Annotated in this window: 15 protein-coding genes; 9 read left to right on the forward strand and 6 right to left on the reverse strand. The window is 63.3% G+C overall.

All coding sequences use genetic code 11. The features are described 5' to 3' along the window. Positions 1–71 precede the first annotated feature (71 nt). Genes QZ648_RS22500 through QZ648_RS22510 form a run of 3 tightly spaced genes read left to right on the forward strand, consistent with a single transcriptional unit; the run spans position 72 to position 4,583 of the window. Positions 72–1,103: an efflux RND transporter periplasmic adaptor subunit gene (locus tag QZ648_RS22500; protein ID WP_169064957.1), complete on the forward strand. Its 1,032-nt coding sequence runs from the start codon at positions 72–74 to the stop codon at positions 1,101–1,103. A 4-nt stretch (positions 1,104–1,107) separates the two neighbouring features. Further along, positions 1,108–4,341: an efflux RND transporter permease subunit gene (locus QZ648_RS22505; RefSeq protein ID WP_291998362.1), complete on the forward strand. Its 3,234-nt coding sequence runs from the start codon at positions 1,108–1,110 to the stop codon at positions 4,339–4,341. Then, positions 4,338–4,583 (forward strand): DUF2892 domain-containing protein, encoded by a 246-nt coding sequence (locus QZ648_RS22510; RefSeq protein ID WP_169064959.1) that lies wholly within the window; start codon positions 4,338–4,340, stop codon positions 4,581–4,583. The genes QZ648_RS22505 and QZ648_RS22510 overlap by 4 nt, the downstream gene beginning before the upstream one ends. A gap of 219 nt (positions 4,584–4,802) precedes the next feature. On the opposite strand, the gene QZ648_RS22515 is transcribed toward QZ648_RS22510, so the two are convergent. From QZ648_RS22515 to QZ648_RS22530, 4 genes are all read right to left on the reverse strand, one after another. Beyond that, complete coding sequence (locus QZ648_RS22515) at positions 4,803–5,168, reverse strand: hypothetical protein (protein ID WP_291998363.1); 366 nt, start codon at positions 5,166–5,168, stop codon at positions 4,803–4,805. A 264-nt stretch (positions 5,169–5,432) separates the two neighbouring features. Further along, the gene (locus QZ648_RS22520) at positions 5,433–5,918 is read right to left on the reverse strand and encodes an AAA family ATPase (protein WP_291998364.1); all 486 of its coding nucleotides are present in this window, start codon (positions 5,916–5,918) and stop codon (positions 5,433–5,435) included. A 343-nt stretch (positions 5,919–6,261) separates the two neighbouring features. Continuing rightward, complete coding sequence (locus tag QZ648_RS22525; RefSeq protein ID WP_169064961.1) at positions 6,262–7,245, reverse strand: MDR family oxidoreductase; 984 nt, start codon at positions 7,243–7,245, stop codon at positions 6,262–6,264. A gap of 142 nt (positions 7,246–7,387) precedes the next feature. Continuing rightward, the gene (locus QZ648_RS22530; protein ID WP_291998365.1) at positions 7,388–8,044 is read right to left on the reverse strand and encodes a TetR/AcrR family transcriptional regulator; all 657 of its coding nucleotides are present in this window, start codon (positions 8,042–8,044) and stop codon (positions 7,388–7,390) included. Positions 8,045–8,279: 235 nt separating this feature from the next. Between QZ648_RS22530 and QZ648_RS22535 the strand changes: the two genes are divergently transcribed. Next, positions 8,280–9,662, forward strand: a complete 1,383-nt coding sequence (locus tag QZ648_RS22535; protein WP_291998366.1) for an HDOD domain-containing protein — start codon at positions 8,280–8,282, stop codon at positions 9,660–9,662. 49 nt (positions 9,663–9,711) lie between these two features. On the opposite strand, the gene QZ648_RS22540 is transcribed toward QZ648_RS22535, so the two are convergent. Both QZ648_RS22540 and glnE read right to left on the reverse strand, forming a co-directional pair. Further along, positions 9,712–10,077: a translation initiation factor Sui1 gene (locus tag QZ648_RS22540; protein ID WP_291998412.1), complete on the reverse strand. Its 366-nt coding sequence runs from the start codon at positions 10,075–10,077 to the stop codon at positions 9,712–9,714. A gap of 26 nt (positions 10,078–10,103) precedes the next feature. Next, the gene (gene glnE / locus QZ648_RS22545) at positions 10,104–12,875 is read right to left on the reverse strand and encodes a bifunctional [glutamate--ammonia ligase]-adenylyl-L-tyrosine phosphorylase/[glutamate--ammonia-ligase] adenylyltransferase (RefSeq protein ID WP_291998367.1); all 2,772 of its coding nucleotides are present in this window, start codon (positions 12,873–12,875) and stop codon (positions 10,104–10,106) included. Positions 12,876–12,889: 14 nt separating this feature from the next. On the opposite strand from glnE, the gene QZ648_RS22550 reads away from it, so the two are divergent. The 5 genes from QZ648_RS22550 to QZ648_RS22570 all read left to right on the forward strand — a co-directional run bounded on the left by QZ648_RS22550 (position 12,890) and on the right by QZ648_RS22570 (position 21,474). Then, a complete protein-coding gene (locus tag QZ648_RS22550; RefSeq protein ID WP_169064965.1) occupies positions 12,890–13,201 on the forward strand; it encodes a hypothetical protein in 312 nt (103 codons plus the stop codon). After that, complete coding sequence (locus QZ648_RS22555) at positions 13,201–17,190, forward strand: YhdP family protein (protein ID WP_291998368.1); 3,990 nt, start codon at positions 13,201–13,203, stop codon at positions 17,188–17,190. The genes QZ648_RS22550 and QZ648_RS22555 overlap by 1 nt, the downstream gene beginning before the upstream one ends. A gap of 37 nt (positions 17,191–17,227) precedes the next feature. Further along, positions 17,228–18,073: a carbon-nitrogen hydrolase family protein gene (locus QZ648_RS22560; protein WP_291998369.1), complete on the forward strand. Its 846-nt coding sequence runs from the start codon at positions 17,228–17,230 to the stop codon at positions 18,071–18,073. Between the two features lie 175 nt (positions 18,074–18,248). Further along, on the forward strand, positions 18,249–19,700 hold the full coding sequence (gene tldD, locus QZ648_RS22565; RefSeq protein ID WP_291998370.1) for a metalloprotease TldD: 1,452 nt from the start codon (positions 18,249–18,251) through the stop codon (positions 19,698–19,700). Positions 19,701–19,833: 133 nt separating this feature from the next. Beyond that, positions 19,834–21,474 carry a mechanosensitive ion channel domain-containing protein gene (locus QZ648_RS22570; RefSeq protein WP_291998371.1) on the forward strand — a complete coding sequence of 547 codons (1,641 nt, stop codon included), beginning with the start codon at positions 19,834–19,836 and terminating at the stop codon, positions 21,472–21,474. The last annotated feature ends 132 nt before the right edge of the window (positions 21,475–21,606 follow it).

Genomic DNA, 21,606 nt, shown 5'->3' on the forward strand with positions numbered 1-21,606 from the left:
GGCAAGTCGATGCGCTTGCGCAAGCGCTGCGCCCCTTGTCCCGCAATCTATATCAGTATATGCTTATGCACATGATGAGAGCTCCTGGAACCCGACCCTCCTGGTGGCATGCGCTGCTGGCCAGTGTGATTGCCGTCGCCTCCCTTGCCGTGCACGCGCAAGCCTTGCCGACTCTTGTTGTCGAGCCGCATTTGGTCGAGCTGACGCTGCCCGCCGAGGCCCTGGTCGAGGCGGTCAATCAGGCAACCCTGGCGGCGCAGGTGTCGGGGCGGGTCGTCGAAGTGCGGATCGATGCCGGGCAGGCGGTGCGCAAGGGCGATCTGCTGATGAAGATCGACGCCCGTGAGGCCAAGGAAGCTGCGGCCGCCGCCGCGGCCGTGTTCGGCAATGCGCGCGCGCACTACCAGCGCACCCTGGGCCTGCGTCAGCAGGGCTTCGTCAGCCAGGCAGCGGTGGACAAGGCGAAAGCCGATTTTGACGCCGCACAGGCGGCAGCTGCGCAAGCTGCGGTGAGCGTGGAGCATGCGACGGTGTACGCGCCGATCTCCGGGATCGTCGCCGCGCGCTTGACCGAACTCGGTGAGATGGCGGCGCCCGGCCGGCCGCTGTTGACCATCCACGATCCGAATGGCCTGCGGGTCACCGCCAGCATCCCGCAATATCAGCTGCCGCAAATGCGCGCGGTCAGACAAGCGCGCGTCGAATTTCCCGAACTTGGCAAGTGGGTGGACGCCAGCAGTGTCACCGTGCTGCCGACCGCCGACGCCGCGACGCACGTCTCACCGGTACGGGTTGGCCTACCCGCTGGCGTCAGCGAGCTTGCCGATGTCGTTCCCGGCATGCACGCACGGGTGCACTTCGTCATTGGCCGGGCAAGCAAGCTCACCGTGCCGCAGGCCGCTGTCGTCAGGCGTGGCGCGGTGACTGCCGTTTATGTCCAGAATCAGGACGCTGTGCTGTCCTTGCGCCAGCTGCGCCTTGGCGAAAGCGTTGGCGTTGGTGAGATCGAAGTGCTCTCCGGTTTGCACGCTGGCGAGCACGTCGTTCTCGACCCGGTAAAAGCGGCCATCGCCCTGAAGTCGGCGAAGCTGCGGGGAGAGTAGGGTAATGGGTGTTTCCGGCCGCATCGCCCGTTTCTTTGCCAGCTCGCAGATGACGCCCTTGCTGGCGCTGGTCGCGCTGTTGATGGGCGTTTTTGCCACCCTGGTCACGCCGCGCGAGGAAGAGCCGCAGATCGACGTCACCATGGCCGACGTGTTCATCGCCTTTCCCGGTGCGTCGGTGCAGGACGTCGAGAATCTGGTGGCCACGCCCGCCGAACAGGTCTTGTCGCGCATGTCGGGCATCGAGCATGTGTATTCGGTGTCGCAACCGGGAATGGCGGTGATCACCGTGCAGTTCGAAGTCGGCGTCAAGTACAACGATGCCGTCGTGCGTCTTTATGACACCGTACATTCCAACCGCGACTGGCTGTCGCCTGATCTCGGCGTGCTCGAAGCAGTGGTCAAACCGCGCGGCATCGATGATGTGCCTATCGTTTCGCTGACCTTCTGGAGCACAGACCCCGAGCGCTCGGCTTTCGATCTGCAACAGGTGGCGCGCGCAGCCGAAGTGGACTTCAAGCGAATCAAGGGAACGCGTGACGTGTCCACGCTCGGCGGTCCAGATCAGGTGCTGCGCGTGTCGATGGACAGTGAGCGCATGAACGCTTTTTCAGTGACCCCGCAGGATATTGCCGCCACCCTGCGCGCTGGTAACGCCCGCCAGTCGTCGGGAAGTCTGGTCGCCGAAAACCGCCAAGTCCTCGTCGAAACCGGCAGCTATCTCGAATCCGCCGCCGACGTCAGGCAACTGGTCGTTGCCGTGCGCGGCACTGGCAGTGAGCGCAAGCCGGTCTTCATTGGCGATGTCGCTGGCGTCGACGAAGGGCCCGATCAGTCGCGCCAGTACGTCTGGTTCGGCAATCGAGACGGCGAGTTTCCGGCAGTTACCGTGCAGGTTTCGAAGAAACCGGGGGTCAATGCCGCCGACGTCGCCAGCGCCGTCATCGCTCGTGCCGAGTCGCTGAAAGGCACGCTGATCCCGGCCGGCGTCGAAGTCACGACGACACGTAATTACGGCCAGACGGCGACCGACAAGGCACAGAAGTTGATCGGCAAGCTGGTCTTCGCTACCGCTTTCGTGGTCCTGCTGGTCTTCTTTGCGCTTGGCAAGCGTGAAGCGCTGATTGTCGGCGTGGCGGTCAGCCTGACTCTTGCCGCGACGCTGTTTGCCTCCTGGGCGTGGGGATTCACCCTCAATCGTGTTTCCCTGTTTGCCCTGATTTTCTCGATTGGCATCCTGGTCGACGACGCCATCGTCGTCGTCGAGAACATTCACCGCTGGCAGGCCTTGCAGCCTGGCAAGCCACTGCTCGAAATCATTCCGCTGGCGGTCGATGAAGTCGGTGGTCCGACGATTCTGGCCACTTTTACGGTCATCGCCGCGCTGTTGCCGATGGCTTTCGTGACCGGCCTGATGGGGCCGTACATGAGCCCGATTCCGATCAACTCGTCCCTCGGCATGTTCATCTCGCTGGCCGTTGCTTTTGTCGTCACCCCGTGGCTGGCCGCCCGGCTGCTGGCAAAGCCTCCGCAGGCTGCGCACTCGGCGGCTGGCGCTGCGCCGCACGCGGCGAGCGAGTCGCCAAGACCAAGCCGCCTCGAGCGCCTGTTTCGGCGCCTGCTGACACCGTTTCTCGATGCCCGGAAAGGTCGCGTGGCGCGCCGCTGGCTGTTGCTGGTCATCATGCTGCTGATCGCGGGCTCGCTGTTCCTGGCAACGGTGCAGCTGGTGGTCCTGAAGATGTTGCCTTTCGACAACAAGAGCGAATTCCAGGTCGTCCTCGACATGCCGGTCGGTACACCGCTCGAGGAAACCGCGCGCGTACTGCACGAGCTCGGCGCCGAAGTCGCAAAAGTGCCGGAAGTGAGCAATTACCAGGCCTACGCTGGCACCGCCAGCCCGATCAACTTCAATGGGCTGGTCCGCCAGTATTACCTTCGTGCTGCTCCGGAACTGGGCGACCTGCAGGTCAATCTGGTCGACCACCAGCAGCGCGCCCGCAAGAGCCACGAGATCGCCATCTCGGTTCGTGACGCGATCGAAGCGATTGGCAAGCGCGCCGGTGGCCACGCCAAGGTCGTCGAAGTGCCGCCGGGGCCGCCGGTTCTCTCACCAATCGTCGCCGAGGTCTATGGGCCCGACTACCGCGGTCAGAGAGCGGTGGCCAAGGAGGTGCGCAAGGTGCTCGAAGGGACGCCGGACCTGGTGGCTATCGACGATTCGGTCAACGCCGGCGGCCAGCGCAGCGTCCTGCACGTTCTCCAGAACAAGGCGGCGCTGCTCGGTGTTGCGCAAAGCGACATTGTCGACGTCATAGGCATGGGCCTGGCTGGTGATGACGTCACGCCGGTGCACAACACCGGCTCGAAATACGAAATCCCGGTACGTCTGACCTTGCCGGCCGAGCAGCAGAGCACGCTAGACGCGCTGCTCAGGCTGCGCGTCCGCTCGCGCGATGGGCAGCTGGTGCCGGTTTCCGAACTTGTCGAGGTGCGCGCGCTGGAGCGCGAGCAGGCGATCTACCACAAGAACCTGCTGCCGGTGGTGTATGTCGTCGCCGACATGGGCGGCAAGCTCGATTCGCCGCTCTACGGCATGTTCGCGGCGCGCAGCGAGATCGCCGGGCGCGCGCTGGAGGGGGTCGAACACGCGGCCGGCACGCTGGACGAGTGGTTCATCAAGCAGCCAAGTGCGCCGGACGCCTCGTACAGCATCAAATGGGACGGCGAGTGGCAGGTGACCTACGAGACGTTTCGCGACATGGGCATCGCCTACGGCGTCGGCCTGATCCTCATCTACCTGCTCGTCGTCGCGCACTTCAAGAGCTATCTCGTGCCGCTGATCATCATGGCGCCAATCCCGCTGACCATCATCGGCGTCATGCCGGGGCACGCCTTGCTCGGCAGCCAGTACACGGCGACCTCGATGATCGGCATGATTGCCCTGGCCGGGATCATCGTCCGCAACTCGATCCTGCTGGTCGACTTCATTCGTCAGCAAGTCGCTGCCGGAATGGAGCTGCGCGAAGCGATCGTCCAGTCCGCTTCGGTGCGCGCCAAACCGATCGCGCTGACCGGACTGGCGGCGATGCTCGGGGCGATGTTCATCCTCGACGACCCGATTTTCAACGGGCTGGCCATCAGCCTGATTTTCGGCATTTTCGTCTCCACCCTGCTGACTTTGGTGGTGATCCCGGTGTTGTACTACGCAGCCTTCAGAAAGGAGAATCAGACATGACCACCGATCGCGCCGTGCGTATCATGGCCGGCAGCTTCATCCTCATCTCGCTCGCCCTGGGCGTGGAAGCCAGCCCCCTTTTTGTTTCGAAGCACTTCCTGTGGCTGACCACTTTCGTCGGCGCCAACCTCCTGCAGAGCGGCTTCACGCGCTTCTGTCCGGCCGAGAGCCTCATGGTCAAGCTCGGCCTGAAGCGGCTCGACGAAGCGTCCTGCAATCGCCCGGATTTGGGTCGCGGTTGAGGCGCGGAGCCAATGCAGCGGATACGACTTCTGCACGCTGCCCTCGCCAGCCGAGTTACTGGCTTGGGCGTGCCCCCGGGCAGCTGACAGGGTGCACCCGCCGCGAAACGCAACCTTCCTCACGTCTGGCTTTGATTCGAGCGATTCGCAGGAATGGACGCTTGCACATCAATCTCGGTGGCGCCAGGCTTGATTGGCTCTGCGCGGCCGCGCCAACCGTCAAACTCCGAAGCAGGCCGATAGTTGCTCTCGCAATCGTGCAAACGCTGGATCAGTGCAATTCTGAAGGCTGATTCGACTGGTAATTCTTTCGTAAAGTGCTGAGGACCTGGCCAGCTTTTGCGCTCGGCAAATCAGTCGTATCGCTTCTTTCGGCTGGCGCGGCTTGCCGTCGACGCCGAACTCGAAACTTCTGGCACGAAGCCAGTCGCGAATAGGGGCAGCGTGCGACCAGTGCAGGCTTTCGCGAAGTACGTTGTCCGCACCCCACAGCCAGACGTCGACTTCAGGAAAAATCACGAGGGACTTGGCGCGCTCGCCCCACACTTCCTGCAATTGGCCATCCAGAGTGGCCTCGAGCGTCAATGGCGATTCGTGCTCCCGCCCACAGCCATGAAAGTCCAGCAGCATCAGGGCGTGGCGGAAGCGAGGCGCTTCTCGCGCCAACAACTCAGCACCGGTGCTCCGAACACCGCCGTCACGGCCCATATGCGGACGGAATGCATACGTTAGCGGCCGAAAGGAAAGTTGTCCTCGTCGGCGGGAATGTGAGCCAGGGCCAGTTTGCTTCGTCCGCGGCGAAAGGATGGCGCGTACGACTTCTTCGCCCCTTCCGTGTAGTAGTTGTCGTTACCGCCCGGTGTCTTTTTTTTTCATCACCACCTTGAAACCTGGGCGCCCTTTGCCGACAAAGATGGACGGCGCGTGATCAGGGACCAAGGGGAACAGGTCGCGCTGCTGGGCGGGTGTCTCCGAGTCTGTCGTGCGCAGCCACAAGGTCTCGTGATTCAGCCCGAGCTCCTCCGTAGGCGCGTCAAAGCCAATTTCCAGTTCGTAGCGGACCAAGGTGTAGCGTTGCTTGTCGTCGGCCATCCGCGCACGGACAGCGGCAGGAATCGGCGCCTCAACTGCCAGCTGAAACGCCGCTCGCGAGCTCGCGTCTTCGCCTGGCCCTTGCCAGATCAACTTGTCGAAACTGGCGCTGCGCGAGAGCATGGTTTCACGCACGGTGCCACGCGGGTGCACATGCACGAGATCGCTGAGCAGTCCGATCACATCCAGAAACGTCGTTTTGCCGCTGGCGTTTGGTCCCACCAAGGCCTGAATCGGTCCCAAGGTCCGGTCCACGGCTTTTAGGCTGCGGAAATGTCTAGTCTGAATACGGGAAAACATCGAACGGAGGGTAACCGATGCAATGGCAAGGATCCGAGTATAGGTGATGTTTTCTCGATATCGCTGCAGGAATCCTCAAGAATCGCTGATGGGCGATATCCTGCGTGCCGGAATGCCGGCCATCACGAGAGGTGCCACAGGCTATCTGCCTTCCCGATCCCGGCAAGGCGACAAGCCTACAAACAGAGCCAGGCGCGACTTGGTGACATCTGCGAGCGACCGCCGGAAGTCGCGATCGGGCGCTATGACTCCTGGTCAATGCGCCCGGCCAAGCCCCGGCTGCGCTTTACCTGCTCACGTCGACCACCACTCGTCCGCGCACCTTGCCTTCGAGCAGCTCGGCGCCGACCGCGACTGCTTCCGAAAGCGGGATCTCGCGCGTAATGGCGTCCAGCTTGGCGATTTCGAGATCACGGCCGAGGCGTTCCCAGGCTTCCTGACGAATGGCGAGCGGTGCCATCACGCTGTCGATGCCATAGAGCGTCACGCCGCGCAGGATGAAGGGCGCCACCGTCGCCGGGAAATCCATGCCGCCGGCGAGGCCGCAGGCCGCCACCGCGCCGCGGTATTTCGTCGTCGCACAGGCGTTCGCCAGGGTGTGGCTGCCGACGGTGTCGATCACCCCGGCCCAGCGTTCCTTGCCGATCGGCTTGCCCGGCGCCGACAGCTCGCTGCGGTCGATGATCGTGCTGGCGCCCAGGGACTTGAGGTGCTCGGCTTCGCCGGGGCGGCCGGTCGAGGCGGCCACCTGATAGCCAAGTTTGGCGAGCAAGGCGATGGCTACGCTGCCGACACCACCGTTGGCGCCGGTGACCAGAACCTCGCCGTCAGCAGGCTTGATGCCGTGCTTCTCGAGAGCGAGGACGCAGAGCATCGCCGTGTACCCGGCGGTGCCGATGGCCATCGCCTGCCGGGCGGAGAAACTCGCCGGTAGCGGCACCAGCCACTCTCCCTTGACACGCGCTTTTTCGGCCAGGCCGCCGCAATGCGTTTCGCCGACACCCCAACCATTGAGGACGACGCGGTCGCCGACTTTCCAGGCCGCATTCGACGTTTCTGTCACCGTGCCGGCAAAGTCGATTCCCGGCACCATCGGAAAGCGGCGCACGACCGGCGACTTGCCGGTCAGTGCCAGGCCGTCCTTGTAATTGAGCGTCGACCATTCGACCTGGACCGTGGTGTCGGCTTCTGGCAGCACGGCATCGTCGATGTCCTGCAGTTGAGCTTGGTAAACGCCGTCGTCTTTGGTGATCAGGATTCCCTTGAACATGGTGATTCTCCTTGGTGGTGAAAAAATAGACCAGTAAAGTATGGACGTTCAAAACAGTCATGAAAGGTCATGACCGCTCTCTCGTTCCCGACCCTTCTCGCACAGTGGGAGAAGGAAGTTTCGTGAGTCGCGGACGTGACTCTCACGGAAAGGGAACTCGGGTGCGCGGCAATGCCGACAGAAAGAGCTTGAAGAAGGCGCGCATCGGCGCCGTCGAGCGGGACAGCCTGGCGCGCAGTATCGCCCCCTCCCAGCCGACCCAGAAAGCGTGCGCCAGTGCCGGGCAGTCGGCGTCGGTCGCCAGTTCGTCGCTGCTTGCCGCGGCTGACAGACAGTCGGCCAGCGCTCGCTCCCAGTCGGAAAAAATCGCTTCCAGGCGCAGGCGCAAGCGCTCGTCGAGCACGCTGACTTCCTGTCCCAGATTGCCGACCAGGCAGCCGCGCGTGAAGGCATGTCTTTCGACGCCGCGGCAGGCGTCGTCGACAAAGGCTGCCAGCCTTGCCAGCGGCGTCAGTAGCGGATTGTGAAAATGCAGCTTGAGCTTACGCGCAAAGTACTCGGCATAGGTATCGAGGGTCACCGCGACAAAAGCATCCTTGCTTTCGAAGTAGTGATAGAAGGAGCCCTTCGGGACATTGATCGATTTCAGGACATCATCGAGTGCTGTCGCACTGACGCCCTGGGTGGTCAGGATCTCGAGGCCGCGACGAATCAGCAAGGCCCGGGTGTCCGCGTAATCGAGGCCATTGCGCGCCGGGCGACCGCGTGGACGGCGAGGGAGGGTACGAGTCGTTTCCATTGCTGGATATATTAGACCGAGTGTTTATAAATGTCAAAAAAACTCGTGGTGAGCCGCTACTGGCGGCGTGTCGATTGGCGTCGCCATGGTATTTTCGGCTGGCGGCTCGGGAGCAGAGACCGAAAAGCTCAACGTGCTAGAATCGCCGAGCTCCCGCAGTTCCATGTCTTTGGCTTACGCGGGTCAAGCGCGTGGAATAAGAAAACCGGCAATCGATGCCGAGAAGGGGGTGCCCGTGTTCAAGACTATCCTGCGCTGGCTGGGTCTGGTCCCGCCAGCGGCCGCGCCTCTACCGCAAGAAGCCGCCGCGCAGCTCGACGCGCTGGCGCCTCTCCAGTCTGCGCCGCGGGCGGGCGCCGCGACCAACACGGCGCGCGCCGCGTCCTTTGTTTGCCGCGAGGAGCTTCTCGATCGCGGCGAACAGATTGCTGGCTACGAGTTTGCCCTCGGGCGCAATCTGCAATCGCCGATGCTGGAGAAGAGCGCGAAGCTGCGTCAGGTCCATGACGAAGCGCTGCTGCACAATCTTTCGCCGCTGGCTGTTTCATCACTGCTCGGCGATCGTTTTGCCTTCATCCGCCTGTCTTCGGCGTCGCTGAGCAGCGTTCTGCTGCCCGCTTTCGCGAATCGCAATGTGCTCATCATGATTACTCCGGAGACGGCGGTGGCGGGCGACCTTGCCGACGTGCGCGTGGCGCTGCGGCGCTTGCAGGACCTCGGCGTCAAGCATGGCTGGTCGCTCGATCGGCCTCTCCCCGGGATGGCCGAGTTTCTCGAACAGGCGGCTCTCGTCGAGATCGACACCACCGCTTTCGACGGCATCCAGTTGAAGAAAATGTGCGTCGACCTGCACGCCAGCAAAGGGAAACCCAGAGTCATTGCCAGCAAGATCCAGAGCGCGGACGACTTCAGCCTATGCTATCAAAGTGGCTTCGATTACTTTATGGGGCCTTTTGTTTGCAGTCGTGAGAACTGGCATCCGCCGAAGAGCGAAGTCAACCGGTTGCTGGTCTTTGAAGTCCTGAACATGATTCGCGGCCGAGCCGATTTTGGCGTCATCGCCGACCGCCTGCGCAACGACCCGGTTTTGACCTACAAGCTCTTGCGCTACATCAATTCGCCCGGTATCGGAATGCTCAGGCGTATCGAAAAAATACCGCAAGCGCTGCTGATTCTGGGCCGGGACCAGTTCTCGCGATGGCTTTCCCTGCTGCTCTTCGATCTCAATCAGCCCGGATATATGGGGCGGGTCCTGAACGAGAATGCGCTGACCCGCGCGCGCTTAATGGAAAGGCTGGCCGGACAGGGCGGCTTGCCGCAGGAGGCCGACAAGCTGTTCATGATCGGGCTGTTTTCGCTGCTCGACGTGATGATGAAACAGCCACTCGTGGAGATTCTGAAGAAGGTTTCCTTGCCGGACGACGTCGTCTCTGCACTCCAGGGCGAGCCGGGCCCGATGTGCGATGCCCTGGCCCTGGCCATCGCCGTCGAATCGAAGGCGCCCGAAGAGATCGCCGCCGCTGCCCTCTTGTGTGGACTTGAAGCACAGCAAGTCACGGCCGTGATGCTGGAAGCGCTGGACTGGGCGCAGAGCGTCGTCCACGCTGGCAAGAACTGATCGCCTGCAGCGCTCGGCGCGGCGCCTGCCGGCTTCCCGCCAGCGCGAATCAGCCGCCGGCGCGCTTGGCGGTGAAGCCCTCCTTTTCGAGGCACTCGAGCAGGCGCTGGCAGTGATCCCCCTGCACTTCTATGACGCCGTCTTTGACTGTGCCGCCCGATCCGCAGGCGGTCTTGAGGCGTTTCGCCAGCGCGGCAAGGTCGCCGGCGGCGAGCGGCAGCCCGCGCACCAGCGTCACCGTCTTGCCGCCCCGCCCCTTGCTTTCGCGGCTGACGCGCACGCTGCTGTCAGTCCGGGGAAGTGACGCGGCACGATTGGCAGCACAGCAGCATTGCGGCAGCGGTCTTCGGCAGCCTGGGCACATGCGTCCCGTGTCGGTGGAATAGACCAGCCCCCCGGCCGATGGCTTACGCATGGCCAGGCCCGCCATGCCGTTCTTCCTCATGCGGCATCGAACACCTCCTCCCACAGCGCCTTGACTGCCGCAATCTGGCGACTGAGCGAGGCGCGCTCGACGCGCGCCCGGCGATCGGCGTTCAGCCGCAATACGTGCTGCAAGCGGCGAAACTCGCGATAGGCGTCGCGCGCCGGGTCGGCCAGCTCGGCCGGGATCAGGCCGAGTTCGGCAGCCATCCCGAGCAGGGCGATGTTGCCGAGGTTGCCGCACAGTTCGGCGTGCGCATGCGCGTGTCCGAGGATCAGGTACTGGACGACGAACTCGACGTCGATCAGGCCACCGCGATCGTGCTTGATATCAAAGTTTTCTTCGCTGCGTGAGCCGTGTTCGTCGAACATCCGCTGGCGCATCGACAGCACTTCTTCCTTGAGCTTGGCGGGCTCGCGGGCTTGCCGCAGGATCTCGATGCGCAGCGCTTCGAACTGTTCGCCGACCACCGGGTCGCCGGCGCAAAAGCGGGCCCGGGTCAGCGCCTGATGCTCCCAGGCCCAGGCATTCTTCAGCTGATAATCGCGAAAAGCGCTGATCGGCGACACCAGCATGCCGGAATCACCGTTCGGGCGCAGGCGCAGATCGACTTCGAAAAGCATGCCCGCCGAGGTCCGGCTCGACATCCAGGTGCTCAGCCGTTGCCCCAGGCGTGCGTACACTTCCCCCGCACCCTCGGCAGGGTCGTCGTGCAGATAGATGAGGTCCAGATCCGAGGCAAAACCGAGTTCCTTGCCACCGAGCTTGCCGTAGGCGATGACCGCAAAACGGGGTGGCTGCTCGGGATGCGGATGGCGATTGCGCAACAGCCGCCAGCACAGGTCCAGGGTCGTCTGGACCATGATGTCGGCAAGCTGGCTGAGGCGGTCGGCGAGATGTTCGACGCTGTGCAGGCCGGCAAAGTCCTGCGCCAGAAAATGCAGGACCTGCGCGTGGTGCACTTCGCGCAGGATGTCCATCTCGCGCTCGGTATCGTCGCGGTGCTGCGCCAGCCGCGATTGCAGTTCGTCGCGAAACTCTTGCCAATCGGTCTTCACGTCGAAGATTCGCGAGTCCAGCAACTCGTCAAGCAGGATCGGGTGCCGGTTCAGATAGTCAGCTGCCCAAGATGAGCTGCCGATCAGTTCGGCAAGGTGACTGAGTGCTTGCGGATACTGCAGCAGCAGCGCCAGATAGGCGCCACGTTTGCTAATGGTTTCGAGAAAATCGAGGCCGCGCAGCCAGGTGGCGTCAGGATTTTTGGTGGCGGCAGCGGCGTCGATGAGGCGTGGCCCCAGGGCGTCGAGGCGCTCGCGGTTACTCGCCGGCAGTTGCACATAGCGACTGCCTTGGCGGAAGCTGTGCAGGCGTTCGAGGATCGCCTTCGGCTGGCGGAAGCCGAGGCTGGACAGCCGTTCCAGCGCATCATCCTTGGCGACGACTTCTTCCCAGACGCCGAGCAGCGGGTGGGTGCCTTCTTCCGGCTCGGAAAAGACTTCTTCGAAGCAGCGCGAAACGATCGCCCGATGCCCTTCGAGAACGGCCAGAAACGCGCTCCAGTCGGCAAAAGCCATCGCTGTGGCGATCTGCTGGCGTTCCTCGTCAGCACTTGGCAGACGGTGCGTCTGGGCGTCGTTCACGTATTGCAAGCGGTGCTCGAGGCGGCGCAGGAAGTCGTAGGCAGTGGCCAGTTCGTGCTCGTTTTCTGGCGGTAGAAGCCGCCGCTCGGCGAGCTGCGCCAGTACCTGCAGTGTCGGTCGCACTTGCAGGAGCGGGTCGCGGCCGCCACGGATCAACTGGAAAACCTGGGCGATGAACTCGATCTCGCGGATGCCACCCGGGCCCAGCTTGATGTGCTCGGCCATGTCCTTGCGCGCCACCTCGCGGCGAATCTGCGCGTGCAGATCGCGCATGGCATTGATCGCGCCAAAGTCGAGATACTTGCGAAAAACGAAAGGGCGACTGATGTTCTGTAGCGCGCTTACCCATTCCGGCTGCAGATTCTCGCCCTGGTTCAAGACCCTGGCCTTGATCCAGGCGTAGCGTTCCCACTCCCTGCCTTGTGTGATCAGGTAGTGTTCGAGTGAGTCCAGCGAGCAGACTAGCGGTCCGGAGTCGCCGTTGGGCCGCAAGCGCATGTCCACCCGAAATACCAGGCCATCCGCAGTGAGTTCGCCGAGTGTGGCGATCAGGCGCTTGCCGAGGCGCTGGAAGAAGTCGTAGTTGTCGATCCGGCGGCCGTCGCCGCCGGTTTGCCCATCCTCCGGGTAAATGAAGATGTAATCGACGTCGGAAGAAACATTGAGCTCGCGGCCGCCGAGCTTGCCCATGCCGACTACCAGTAGTCGTTGCGGCTGCCCGTGGCTGTCGAGCGGCTCGCCGAACTGCTCGCGCAGTTGCCGGTGATGGAAATCCAGGGCGCGATTGGTGCTCACTTCGGCGAGCACGGTCATGCTTTCAACGACTTCGGCGAGGGTCGCCAGACCGCCAATATCGCGCACCACCAGCGCTGCCATTACCCGCTGGCGCAGGCTACGCAGGGCGCGCCGCAGATCTTCATCGCTGGCGACGGCACTCTCAGGTCTCGCAGCAGGTGTCGCGTCGCTGTCGAGGAAATCGTTCATCTGTTCGACGCTGAGCGCCTGCATGGCGTGCGCGTCCAGCCAGGCCGTGATTTCGGGTCGGGCGGCGAGCAGATTGCGCAGGTAATGGCTGTGCCCTTGTGCTGCCTGTAGCGCTGTTGCCAGTGGCGTCGGACGCGTGTTGGAGCGTTCTACAGTAGGTTCCATGATCTTCTCGGTAGATGGATGTCATACGGGTCGCCATGCTGGGCGCTGGTGAGCAAGGGCAAAGCCGTTACAATGCCGGCTTCAAGCTGAAAACAGCAGTCACCGACCGCGAATCTGGCTGCCCATTTCTCGTCCTGGACATCGCAATCGCATGCATAGCAGCGCCGCCGCCCCGCGCCTTGCCGGTCAAATGCCCGGACGACCATTCGCGCGTGCTTCCTCGCCATTTGTCTCGTGGTTTCCCCGTGCCCTTGCCTAGCTCTCCCGACATTCTAGTGACGCCGAGCGGTTATTGGCAAAACTCTCTGCGCGACGATTACGGCTGATGCGCCAGGAGGAGTTGCGCCCGGCGCTCTACCATCGCTTCCATTTTCTCGTGCCGCTGCTCGCGCATCCGGCGACGGGCCGCGTATGGCGGCTTGTGGTGCGCGCCTTCTGGCTGCTCTACTTCGGTTTCGTGCTGCTGATTCTGGCGCTGCGCTACCTGGTATTGCCGAACATCGAGACCTACCGACCAGCCATCGAGCAGCAGCTCAGCCGGACGGTCGGGCTGTCGGTCAGCATCGGGCGGATCGCCGCCAGCTGGGATGGCATCCATCCCGATCTGCTGCTCTCGGATGTGCGCATCGCCGACAGCAACGGTCAGCCGGCACTGGCCTTGCCACGTGTGCACAGCGTCCTCTCGTGGTCTTCGCTACCGCGCATGGCGCTGCGTTTGCGCCTGCTGGAGATCGACGAGCCGACTCTGCATCTGCGTCGCGATAGCGACGGCCGCTTCACCGTTGCCGGTATCGCCATGGCCGCCGAGGGTGGTGACAACGCCGCCGGCGACTGGATTCTGGCGCAGAAACGAATTCGCGTCAGCGGCGCGACCGTGGTCTGGGAGGACGCCATGCGGCAGGCGCCGCCGCTGATTCTCGAAGCGGTCAATTTCGGCCTCGACAACGACGGTCGCCAGCACCGCTTCGGCTTCACTGCCGCGCCGCCGCCTGCTCTGGCCGCCGGGATCGACCTGCGCGGGGACTTTCACGGCCGGCATCTCGGCCAGCTGGAGTCCTGGAACGGGCAGCTATTCGTCCAAATCGACTACGCCGACCTCGCCGTCTGGCGCACCTGGATCGACTATCCGATCGCGCTTCCGCATGGCCGCGGGGCAATACGCGCCTGGGTAGGTGTTGCGCAAGGTGAATTACAGGAGCTGACCGCAGATCTGTCGCTCGATGACCTTAGTTTGCGTCTGGCGAAAGACTTGCCAGAGCTCGACCTGCAACATCTGTCAGGTCGTATCGGTGTGCGTTTCTCGGCCGCCGGGATCCGCGTCAATGGGCAGCGCGTCGAACTGCTGAGCCAAGCACGCGAAGGCCAGGGTGCTCCCGAAGCGGCGTTCGTTCACGTCGAGCCGACCGATTTCCGCCTTGACTGGCAGTACGCGGCAGACGGCGCTGCGCAGCGCGGCCAGCTTAGCGCCAGCGCACTCGAACTCGCTGCTCTCGCCAGTCTGGCCGGCTACCTGCCGCTGGATGCCGGATCGCGGCAGTTGCTCGGCGACTTCGCCCCGCGTGGCCGGATCAGCCAACTGCGTGCTGCCTGGGTCGGCGACGCCGAAGCGCTGCAAAGCTACTCGCTGAAAGCCGGTTTTGACGAACTGGCGGTGCAGGCCAAGGACTCCCTGCCTGGGGTGTCGGGGTTGTCCGGAGTTCTTGATGCCAGCGACAAGGGCGGCAGCGTCACTCTGCGTGCGCAGAAAGCGAGCGTCAATCTGCCCAGCGTCCTGCCGGACTCGCCCATTCGGCTTGGCAAGCTGGATGCACAGGCCCGCTGGAAGATCCACCAGAGCGTCCTCGATGTCGAGTTGCTGCGCGCTGAATTTTCCGGGCCGGATGCGACCGGTTCGGCAGAGGGCACTTATCGCCATGCGGGTGACGGACCGGGGAGTATCGACCTCAGTGCCGCGCTTAGTCGTGCCGACGCGCGCGCCGTCTGGCGCTACCTGCCGGCGGCGCTGAATAGTGGTGCGCGACACTGGGTTCGCGACGCACTGAAGGCGGGAAGCGCCAGCGAGGCCAAGCTGGTCCTCAAGGGCGATCTAGCCAACTTTCCGTTTCTCGATCGCCAACAGGGTCAGTTCCTGGTCACCCTCAAGGCACAGGACGTAAGGCTCGACTACGGCACTGGCTGGCCAGAGATCTCCGATATCGACGCCGATTTGCGTTTCGAGGGAAACGGCATGCTGATCGAACTGCAGCGCGGCTCGATCCTCGGCGCCAGGCTGTCGCAGACGCGCGCCGAAATTCCCGACTTCGACGCGCCGGTGTCGACCTTGAAAGTGCAAGGGCACGCCGAAGGCGATACGGCGCAGTTCCTCAAGTTCGTCGTCGACAGCCCGGTCGCCGAGCGCATCGACCATTTCAGCGACGCCATGCGCGCCAGCGGCAAAGGGATTCTCGATATCGGGCTGCTGATTCCTCTTGAAGAGGCACGACTCGGCGAGTCGAAGATCGACGGGGACTACGTCTTTCTGGCTAACGAAGTGAGCGTCGATCCGGCCCTGCCGCCCTTGCGCGAGGTCAATGGTCGCCTGCAGTTCACCGCTGATGAGCTGCACGTTCCGGAGATCAAGGCGAAACTGGCGGGAGGTCCGGTGAAGATCACGGGCGGAGCGGAGAACGGCAAGGTGCTGATCAAGGTCGATGGCAGCCTCGGCGTCGCTGGCTTGCGCGAGCTGGCCGGCTGGCCGCTGTTGGCACAGCTTTCCGGGCGCGCCGCTTACAGTGCCCAGATCCAGGTCAGGCAGCGCAACGTCGAAGTGGTGCTGGAGTCGGATTTGCTGGACCTTGCATCGACACTGCCGGCTCCTTTCAGCAAGAAGCTCGGCGAGCCGATGCGCTTGCATCTCGACAGTCTCGCCCTGCCGCCGACACTGCTCGGCAAAGCTCGGCCGATCAAGCGTGAGCAGCTACGCGTGGCGCTCGGCCGGGTGTTGAACATGCAGTTGATCAGCCGCCAGGAGGACGGAAAACGTTCCATTGAAAGTGCTGCGATTGCCGTCGGTGAGGCGATGAAAGTGCTACCGGAAAGGGGTATCCACGTCGGCATCACCACCCCGGTGCTCGATATCGACACCTGGCGCAAGGTTTTCGCGGGTCCCGCGCAGGAGGCGGCTCGCAGTGAGGTGCTGGCCAGTATTGACGAGGCGTCCGAGCCCGAGCCCGCGTCCGTCGGCAGTCTGCCGGTCCGGGTCGATCTCAAGGCGGGGGAACTCGTCGTTTCGGGATGGCGCAACAGCCAAGTGATCTTGGCGGTCACCGGCGAGCATCCGCGCTGGGCGGCAAGCCTGTCGTCGCGCGAGGCGACGGGGGCATTGCAATGGGACGGCGCCGGTGCCGGCAAGCTCAGCGCGCGCTTGACGAAATGGCAACTGCCCGGCAGGGACGAGCGTACGCGCGAGCCCGTCCAGGCCGACGATGCCTTGCAGACACTACCAGCGCTCGATATCGTGGTCGACGAATTCCAAGTCGGTGTCCGCAGCTTCGGGCGGCTCGAAGCGCAGGCACATAATGATCGCGGCACTTGGCGGCTCGATAAAGTCGAGCTGCTCAATGCGGTCGCCAAGTTTTCCGGCAGCGGCCAGTGGCAGGTAGCGAACGGCAACCGCACCCAGCTCGATTTCGCCCTGGACAGCAGCGACGTCGGCCAGTTGCTTGATCGCCTTGGCTATCCTGGTAGCGTACGTGCTGGCAGCACGCGCATGACCGGGACGCTGGGCTGGAATGGGCCCCCGGAGGGGCTCGACTATGCGACGCTCAACGGCGACATGCAGCTTGGGGCGTACAAAGGCGAGTTCCTCAAGCTCGACCCGGGCGCTGCCGGCAAGCTGCTTGGCTTGATCAGCCTGCAAGGTTTGCCGCGTCGATTCACGCTTGATTTCGGCGATGTCTTCAGCGAAGGTTTCGCTTTTGATAGCATCAGTGGCAAGGTGGTGGTGAAAGATGGCGTGATGCGGACCGAGCAATTGCTGATTGATGGTCCGGCGGCGCGCGTGCTGATGCGCGGCGAAACCGATCTGATAAACGAAACGCAGCACCTGACGGTCAGTGTTCAGCCCGAGTTGAGCAGCACCGCCGCCCTGGGAGTGGCGGTGATCAATCCGCTGGCCGGCATGGCCACCCTGTTGGCCAACAAGGTATTGCAAAACCCCTTGAACAAGATGTTCAGTTTCGAGTATCTGGTGACCGGCAAGTGGGACGATCCGATCGTCGCGAGAATCACCGGGTCGTCGGAACCAGCGACGCGGGCGCCGGCGACCACGCCGTGAGCAACTTTCGTCTTTCGCAATCTCTTTGGAGCAAGCCATGAACCCCGTCAGCAAGCAAGCGGTAGATGACCGGCAGCAGGCCTCAAGCCTGTGTGTGGCGGCTGTGCAGATGGTCTCTACGCCGCGCGTCGAAGAGAACCTGCAGGCTGCGGCGGGGCTGATTGCCGAGGCCGTGGCGCGGGGCGCCGAGCTGGTTTCCCTGCCCGAGTACTTCGCCATCATGGGCATGAGCGACAGCGACAAGGTCAGGCTGCGCGAGCACGATGGCAGCGGACCGATCCAGGATTTTCTCGCCGCCAGTGCCCGCCAGCACGGCATCTGGTTGATCGGCGGCTCCCTGCCATTGTCGGCCGACAGCCCGGACAAGGTGCTCAATTCGAGCGTCGCGTACAATCCGCAAGGCCAGCGCGTTGCGCGCTATGACAAGATTCACCTCTTTGGCTTCCGGCAGGGTGCCGAGGCCTACGATGAAAGCGCGACTATCCAGGCCGGCCAGCAGCCAGTCAGCTTCGACATGCCTTTTGGCCGCGTTGGCTTGTCGATCTGTTATGACCTGAGATTCCCGGAGCTTTATCGCGCGCTTGGGGTCACAGAGCTACTGGTCGTTCCCGCGGCATTTACTGAAACCACCGGGCGGGCGCACTGGGAGATCTTGCTGCGCGCCAGGGCGATCGAGAATCAGTGCTACGTACTGGCCGTCGCGCAGGGTGGTCGCCACGAAAATGGGCGCGAGACGCACGGCAACAGCATGCTGATCGACCCCTGGGGGGAGATCCTCGATCGCCAGGCGAAGGGGCCGGGAGTTGTCGTCGGCAAGCTTGAACAGGGCCGCCTGGCTTCGGTCCGCGCCAACTTGCCGGCGCTCAGACACCGCGTAATGTAATCCTGCAATGCGCTGCGCGATGCACGCAAACCGCTGTATTAACGGTCATGACATGTCGATATACTCCGGATCATGAACGTCATGACCGCCCCCTCTTCCCCCGGCCCTTCTCCCGCAGTGGGGAGAAGGGAGGTTCGTGAGTCGCATACGCGACTTTCACATCAACGGAAACCCGATGAACGCCAAACAACCCACGCTTCTCGTGCAGGCTCAGAAAACCCTGCTCACCCCCTACGGTCTCGACGTCGCCGACCTGAACAAGGTCTTTGGCCAGATCATGTCGCACCAGGTCGACTACGCCGACCTCTACTTCCAGTACAGCCGCTCCGAGGGCTGGAGTCTCGAGGAGGGAATTGTCAAATCCGGCAGTTTCAGTATCGACGAAGGGGTTGGCGTGCGCGCCATTGCTGGCGAGAAGACCGCTTTTGCCTATTCGGACGACATCAGCTCGCCAGCCCTCAGTGACGCGGCCGCAGCCGTGCGGGCGATTGCCGCCGCTGGCGAGCAGCAAAGCGTACCGGCTCTGAAGAAGGGCCGCGTGCAGCGTGCCCTCTACGTGCCGAACGATCCACTGGCGTCGCTCGACGCGGTCAGCAAGGTCAAGCTGCTCGAACGGCTGGAAGCGCTCGCCCGCGCCGAGGACAGCCGTGTGACGCAGGTGATGGCGCATCTCGCCGGCGAATACGAAGTGATTCTCGTCGCCAGCAGCGATGGTCGCCTGGCCGCCGACATTCGGCCGCTGGTGCGGTTGTCGCTGACGGTCATTGTTGAACAGGGCGTTCAGCGCGAACAGGGCTCGGCCGGTGGCGGTGGGCGCACCGACTACAGCTGTTTTACCGACGAGGTACTGCACGGCTATGCGCGCGAGGCAGTGCATCAGGCGGTGACCAACCTCGTCGCCCAGCCGGCGCCGGCGGGCACGATGTCGGTTGTCCTCGGCCCTGGCTGGCCCGGCATCCTGTTGCACGAAGCCGTCGGCCATGGCCTCGAAGGCGACTTCAACCGCAAGGGCAGCTCGACTTTTGCCGGTCGCATCGGCAGTCAGGTGGCCTCGAAGGGGGTCACCGTCATCGATGACGGCACCCTTCCCGACCGTCGCGGGTCCTTGACCATCGACGACGAAGGCAATCCGACGCAGCGCACGGTGCTCATCGAAGACGGCATTCTCAAGGGCTATATGCAGGACAGCCTCAACGCCCGTCTCAGCGGCGTCGCGCCGACCGGCAACGGCCGTCGCGAATCCTTCGCCCATCTGCCCCTGCCGCGCATGACCAATACCACCATGCTCAACGGCGACAAGAGCCCGGAAGAGATCATCAAGTCGGTCAAGAAAGGGATTTACGCGGTCAATTTTGGTGGCGGTCAGGTCGATATCACCAATGGCAAGTTCGTCTTCTCGATGTCGGAGGCTTATCTGATCGAAAACGGCAAGATCGGCCGCCCGGTCAAGGGCGCGACCCTGATCGGCAGTGGTCCGGACGCCATGAATCAGGTATCGATGATCGGTAACGACATGTGTCTCGACCCGGGTGTCGGCACCTGTGGCAAGGAAGGTCAAAGCGTGCCGGTCGGTGTCGGCCAGCCGACCCTGCGCATCGACGGATTGACGGTCGGCGGCACCGCTTAGGCGGCGCAAGGGCGGACTCCGCCAGGCCAGCCTGCTTGCCTCGGTTGGCCTGAAAAAGGTATTTCCGTAGTCATAACAGCCTCTTCCGGTCGTATAATCGCAGCCTTCCCCCGCTGCTGACTGGAGTTCCCGCATGACCTCTGCCCGTGCCTTCGCGAAGCTCGTCGCGGCGCTGTCATTGTTCTTGCTTAGCTGTTGGCCGTTCCTTGCGGGAGCGGCAGTGGTTGCTCCGCCCGCGGAGCAGGTGCCAGGGGGGGAGGCGATCCTGCTCCATAATTTCCGACCGATCGTCACCTTTCGGGCGACTTTCCTCGGCGCCCCGCCGGTCGCTCGCGCACGCAAATCCGAACAGCGCATCGACCAGCTGACGCCGGGCCAGATGGTGCAAGAGATTGATTTGACGCCTTTCAGCTTTGATGGTGGGCGTGGCATCACCCTGACCAATAACGACAATATTCTTTTCGCCCTGGTCGACGGAGACCTGGACCCGCAGGAGAAACTCACGCTGGAGCAGGCCGCCGAGCGCGCGCGCGAGGCGCTCAGCGCCGCACTGCTGGCGGACGCCACGCAGCGTCGCCCCGAAGTCCTGCTGAAGGGAGTTGGCTTGTCTGCGGTGGCAACGGTGATCGCCTTTGCGTTGCTCTGGTTGATCGCTCGTGCGACGCGGCTATTGGTCGGCCGTCTGCAACGAATCATCGAAGAGGAAGATGGCGGCAGCAAGTTGCGCTGGGCACGGCACGGCTGGTCGCTCGTGCAGCGCATATCGCAGCTGTTGATGGGCTTTCTATGGTTGAGCGTCGCCTATCTCTGGTTGACCTACGTGCTGGCACGCTTTCCGCTTACCGAGCCGCTCGGTGAGCGCCTCGGCGACTTCCTTCTCGACCTGCTGGAGACCATTGGCAGAAGTTTCATCGGTGCCATGCCAGCGCTGACCACGGTGGTGGTCATCCTGTTCATGACCAAGGCCGCCAACGATGCCATCGGCAACTTCTTCCAGGCTGCCAAGGACGGCCGGGTGCATGCTCCCGGTCTGCACTCGGATACGGTCAGCGCCACCCACCGACTGGTGACGGTCCTCGTCTGGGGGCTCGGCATCGCCATCGCCTACCCCTTCATTCCGATGTCCAACAGCGACGCCTTCAAGGGCTTGTCGGTGATGCTCGGCTTCATGTTCACCCTCGGTTCTGCCGGCATCGTCAACCAGTTGATGAGCGGCCTGGTCCTGGTCTATGCACGCGCGCTGTCGGTTGGCGACTTCGTCGAGATCGGTGACAACGCCGGTGTGGTCAGCCAGGTCGGCGTGCTGTCGACCAAGATCATCAACATGCGCAACGAAGAGATCACCATTCCCAATGCCGTGCTGGTCGGTAACCCAATCCGCAACTTTTCCCGGCTGGCCGGTGAGCGCGGCACGCTGGTGTCGACCAAGGTGACCATCGGCTACGACACCCCGTGGCGGCAGGTGCATGCGATGCTCATCGCCGCCGCCAAGCAGACCCCTGGATTGAGGTCTGTTCCGACTCCCTTTGTTTATCAGAAGGGTCTCGCCGATTGGTACGTCGAATACGAACTTTTCGCGCACATGGACAAGCCGCTCGAGCGGATTCCCGTCCTCTCTGCCTTGCACGCCAATATCCAGGATCAGTTCAATACCTACGGCGTGCAGATCATGTCGCCACATTTCAACGCGCAGCCAGCCAACAATCTGGTCGTTCCGCCAGACGCCTGGCACGCCGCACCTGCGGCGCCGGATGCCGCCAGCGGGAAGCCCTGATCGCTGGCCGGGTGGCCGCGCAGCCGGAAACGCCGCCGTTTCCGATCGGCACGCCTGGCGCCGCCGCAGGGCGCGTGAGGTGCGCCGGCTGCGCCGCCGGTGCCGATCCTCTATCGTATTCCCATAGGATGT

Source organism: Candidatus Accumulibacter sp. ACC012, from assembly GCF_907163155.1.
GTDB classification, from domain to species: Bacteria; Pseudomonadota; Gammaproteobacteria; order Burkholderiales; family Rhodocyclaceae; genus Accumulibacter; species Accumulibacter delftensis.